The following is a 4,824-nucleotide window of genomic DNA, read 5'->3' as shown; positions in this document are numbered from 1 at the left end:
TCCTTTCAACATATTCCAGCGAACTGAATAATCACCGTCATCGGACGGCAATGTCCAAATAGCATGCAAATGATCCGGCATGATGACGATGGCATCAATATGAAAAGGTTTTCGTTGTTTTACCTATCGAAAGGCATCACGCAATACATCAATCTTGTCGATCAATAAATGATTGTTTTTCCGGTCGGCGAGATTGACGGTGAAAAACCACATGGCTTTCGGTAGGTAAAATCGTCGGTATTCGGTCATGGTAATGGCATGTTTGTATCGCGAACGATGCGCCTCCTATCGTCGGCACATCCTATTTGACGAACCTATCGAGGTCGATATTTAGCCCGTAGGCTGTCGTGAGAAACAAACCGCATCGTTCGCAATTACAGACACAGTGTCCTGGTCGGGCCATAAAGGGTAAGCTCTGGCGTATTAATTGCTTTCTTTGATTAACTTCGAATGTGTTCTTCGGCTTAAATTACTTTACAGGTCTGCCTTACCCATGAATATTTTCAGCTTTTCCGGGAAGATAAAAATCCTGCACATGACCTGGATGGCATTTTTTATCAGTTTTGTCGTCTGGTTTAACCATGCGCCGCTGATGCTGATGATCATGACATCAATGGATTTGAGTGAATCGGAAGTGGCTATTTTGCTGTTGCTTAATTTTGCCTTGCCGATTCCCGCCCGAATCATTATCGGAATAGTGGTCGACCGATTCGGAGCAAAGATCAGCTACAGCACCTTATTGGCCTTGTGCAGCTTGCCCTGTTTTGCTTTTGCTGCCGCCGAATCGTTTGAGCAACTGGCCTGGGCGAGGTTTGCTCTGGGTTTTGTCGGTGCCGGATTTGTGATCGGTATTCGCATGATTGGCGACTGGTTTCCATCCAGACAAGTTGGCATCGCAGAGGGTATTTATGGAGGCTGGGGCAATTTTGGTTCGGCTGCGGCGACCCTGATTTTACCAGGGCTTGCGCTATATTTTGGTGCGGAGCAAGGCTGGCGCTACGCCATCGCCGTTACCGGCGTTCTATCGCTTGCCTACGCTTTTATTTACTATCAAAACGTCGAAGACTCCCCGCCTCATGTTCCTTACCTGAAGCCCAAACGTTCCGGTGCCATAGAAGTGACCAGCATCAGGGATCTCTTTTTCTATATAGTCACCACCGTTCCGCTTTATGCCGCCATGTCGCTGTTGACCTGGAAACTCTCAACTCCTGAAGCCGATTTGCTGTCCGGTTCGTGGGTTGTTGTCATCAATCTGTTAATTTGGATCTTGTTCTTTTTTCATGCGCACCGGATCGTTGATATTAATGCTGATCGGCTTAGCGGGCCTATTGACAGTATTCATCATTATTCGTTTAAACAAGTCAGTATTCTTTGTGTGGCCTATTTGATGACCTTCGGATCGAAACTGGCCGTGGTGTCTATGCTGCCCATATTTTTCTTCTCGACTTACCGGGAAACCCAGCCGATTTCGATGATAGATGCGGGCCTGCTTTCGTCCAGTTTTATTTTTATGAATTTAATCGCACGTCCCGCCGGCGGTTGGCTCAGCGACAGGATAGGCCGAAGATTTTCTTTAATGGTTTTTATGGGTGGAACGGCGCTGGGCTACTTTATGATGTCTTTCATTGCCAGTGATTGGCCGATTTATTTAACGGTAACGGTGACCATCATTTGTTCGATATTTATTCAGGCGGCCGAAGGTGCAGTTTTTGCTATTGCGCCTTTGATAAAGCGGTCTATAACCGGGCAGATAGCCGGTATCATTGGGGCTTATGGTAATGCGGGTGCGATTGTGTTTCTTGTTTTAATGAGTATGGCCACTCCGGCAATTTTTTTCATAGGACTGGGTATTTGTTCAGTGGCTGCTCTGATATTGGTTCAGTGGCTTGAGGAACCTAAAGAATTCATAACAGAAATCATGGCTGACGGCACGCTCGTTAAAATCGAACTGGACTGATATGAAGCCCTTGAAAGTATTGATTGTCGACGAAGTGCAAGCCGATAAATTGCTGGAACATACCCTGCAAAAATACGGTTTTGAGATTGCCTGTCTGCCGCTTAAATCACTTGATCTCAGTGCGATTGTTTTGTCATTGCTGCCTGATATCGTTGTGCTCAACGTATTTACTCCGACGCAAGCAGTGCTGAAAGCCATTTTGACCATTAATCAAAGCCATTCGGTACCGGTCATCATTTTTGCCGAGGATCAGGATACCGAAACGATTAATCAGGTTATTAAAGCAGGGGTCAGCGCCTATATCGTTGACGGGTTGGATACCAAACGGATTAAAACCATCATCGACATCGCGATTGCCCGGTTTAAAGAGCAGCAGGCGCTGAAAGATGAACTCAAAAAAACCAAATCGCAACTGGAAGAGCGCAAGTTGATAGACAGAGCCAAAGGTCTGTTGATGAAATCACAAGGCTACAACGAAGATGAGGCTTATCACGCGTTAAGAAAACTGGCGATGGATAGAAATATTGCGATCGGTGAAATGGCCAAAAACGTTATTTCCATGGCGGATTTGTTGAAGTGAGTCGTCGTTGCTAAACGCCGTCATTCCGGTAATCCATGCCGGATGACGGCATCCTACAAAAACTAAAAAATAACCCCTGCTTATTGGATGTCTTCATCAGTCAACTGGGTGAGCGGTTTTCCCTTGTATTCACCGGTCAGCGTTTTCAAAAACCCAACTATTTTTCGGGTTTCATCATCATTCAACGTTTTACCCAGTTGAACTTGACTCATTATCTTTACCGCATCGAAAAGAATATCAACTGAACCGTCATGAAAATAAGGCTGGGTCAGTTCGATATTACGCAAGACCGGAACCTTGAAAAAATGACGGTCATTTTCCAGTTGGGTGACATTGAAACGGCCATTGTCGACATCGTTAACCGAACCGCCGCGCAGTTTGAAATAATCCTGTTTGACACCCATTTTTTCAAACGACAAACCACCCAGCGCCGGGCCGAAATGGCAGGCAGTGCAATTGGCTTTAAACAAGTTATAACCGGCCTTTTCGTCAGGAGTTAATAGGACTTTATTACCTCGCAGATACTGGTCGAAACGGGAGTTGGGGGTCACCAGCGATTGTTCGAAAAGGGCAATCGCATCGGTCACAGACGCTTTTGTCAGACCTTGTTCCGGGTAGAGTTTGGCAAATGCGTCCTGATAGTCTGCAACTTGTTTGAGTTTTTCGATGATAAAATCCCATTCCGCGCCCATTTCACCCGGATTGGCTACCGGGCCTGCCGCTTGTTCCTGCAAGTCTTTGGCCCGGCCGTCCCAGAATTGCGCGATGTTGTACATGGCGTTATAAACGGTTGGCGAGTTGATAGGTCCCTGTTGTCCTTTAATGCCGGTAGCGACTTTGGCCTGATCGGTGCCGCCCCGGGTCAAGTCATGACAAGACGCGCAGTTCAGGGTGTTGTCTCCGGAAAGCAGGCGGTCATGAAACAGTCTTCCACCCAGCGCGACTTTGTCTTGATTGAGTGAGACGCTTAACGGCAACGTTTGAACCGGTTCGCCTTTAAACGGTTCTGCGGAATCCTGGCTCCAAGGCGATTTTGACCTTTCTTCGGCAATCCAGACGAGCAGTCTTTGTTTCTCGGCATCGGTTAAATTTCCTGTCCAGTGCATCAGAATGTACTCTGTCGGGGGCATGATTCCGGACCGAACGACGTGCTCCAGTCTTGCCAGCATCAGCGGTGTAAAAGCGTCCTCGCCGCTAAAAAGCATTTTGGTCAGCACCAGCCTTTTACCAGCCTGTTCGATATCTTTTTCCATCAACTGTTTAGCGATAGGCAGATTGGCATAAACCGGCATCCGCGTCATGCCCGGCGAATGGCAGTCGACGCATTTATTCTGCAAGATTTTAGATACCTCGACAAAGTTTTCTGAAGTGCCGGGGATAGCAGTAATCAGTTCATTTTTGCCCTGCAGACCGATCAGATTGGAAATGGGAAAAAACAAAAAAACGGCAAACAGAAGCAGCAATAAAATCAAGAGGGCTTTTTTCATAATCGGATCCAGTCAGTTAGATACTTCATTTTATACCGGGATTTCTTAGTGCTGTTTTGTAATTTATCAGTCACTTGATAATCAACACTGAAAGTTGGCAGAAAAAGAGGGGAAGTTGTCCTTGTATAAGAAAGGGGGAAGAGCGATTATTTGCTCAAATTTAATGATGAATTTCCTAATGGTTGATATATGCCTTTCGCACTTCAAATTTCGGCAGTGCCTAAGGAGGCAACGGGTTATTCGGCAAAGGCTTTGCCGGCATGGATGCTGGCATAGAACCTACATGGATGTATTTACGGTGTCCTTTGACGGGCACCCCGGTGCCGAATTTCGATCTACGATGGGATAGCTGTATCTGGATTTGCATTGCCAGGTTGTTTATCTCAGGTTTTTAGTGTTAGTTCATCGAGTTAGAAAGAGTCGGGTTGATTAAGGACCCTGTCTATCTGATCGAAATAGTGGAAGAAAAGCCTGGCGCAGTAACCACGTTGACCGGATTACAGGTTGTTGCGAACCGAGCGTTCGGTGATATTTGTGACGGTATCGATACATTAATGATTCCCGGTTCCGTCGATATGCAGCAAGTCGTATTAGATAATATTGCCCTGTTTCTCACCGGGCATTTTAATGTTGAGACTACCGCTATCATTAATTCCTGGGTATCTGCTCACCCCCTCCAATTTTAGTGGGTGTAGGTGGTTGATTGAAAAGGCTTCTGCAACAGGGATGTTGCAGAGAGCTACAGGGACGTATTGATGCGTCCTTTGAAATCAAGCACCTACACCCTTAATTCAAAGCGG

The 4,824-nt window shown here is 46.4% G+C and carries 5 protein-coding genes; 3 read left to right on the top strand and 2 right to left on the bottom strand.

The annotated features are described in order from the left end of the window. Positions 1-123 precede the first annotated feature (123 nt). Positions 124-249: a hypothetical protein gene (locus Q7V32_RS11445; RefSeq protein ID WP_304897116.1), complete on the bottom strand. Its 126-nt coding sequence runs from the start codon at positions 247-249 to the stop codon at positions 124-126. A gap of 244 nt (positions 250-493) precedes the next feature. Here Q7V32_RS11445 and Q7V32_RS11440 point away from each other — a divergent pair, with 244 nt between their 5' ends. Together Q7V32_RS11440 and Q7V32_RS11435 are read left to right on the top strand one after the other, a co-directional pair. Beyond that, positions 494-1,957 (top strand): MFS transporter, encoded by a 1,464-nt coding sequence (locus tag Q7V32_RS11440; protein ID WP_304897115.1) that lies wholly within the window; start codon positions 494-496, stop codon positions 1,955-1,957. Between the two features lies 1 nt (position 1,958). Then, the gene (locus Q7V32_RS11435) at positions 1,959-2,537 is read left to right on the top strand and encodes an ANTAR domain-containing response regulator (protein WP_304897114.1); all 579 of its coding nucleotides are present in this window, start codon (positions 1,959-1,961) and stop codon (positions 2,535-2,537) included. Between the two features lie 80 nt (positions 2,538-2,617). Here the strand turns inward: Q7V32_RS11435 and Q7V32_RS11430 are convergent, their stop codons facing one another. Continuing rightward, positions 2,618-4,024, bottom strand: coding sequence for a cytochrome c peroxidase (locus Q7V32_RS11430; protein ID WP_304897113.1), 1,407 nt, complete (start codon positions 4,022-4,024; stop codon positions 2,618-2,620). A gap of 425 nt (positions 4,025-4,449) precedes the next feature. On the opposite strand from Q7V32_RS11430, the gene Q7V32_RS11425 reads away from it, so the two are divergent. Further along, positions 4,450-4,710, top strand: a complete 261-nt coding sequence (locus Q7V32_RS11425) for a hypothetical protein (RefSeq protein WP_304897112.1) — start codon at positions 4,450-4,452, stop codon at positions 4,708-4,710. Positions 4,711-4,824: the final 114 nt, after the last annotated feature.

Origin of the sequence: Methylicorpusculum sp., assembly GCF_030651835.1 — a bacterium.
In the GTDB taxonomy this organism is placed as follows: domain Bacteria; phylum Pseudomonadota; class Gammaproteobacteria; order Methylococcales; family Methylomonadaceae; genus Methylicorpusculum.
This window is presented reverse-complemented; position numbering and strand designations above follow the sequence as displayed.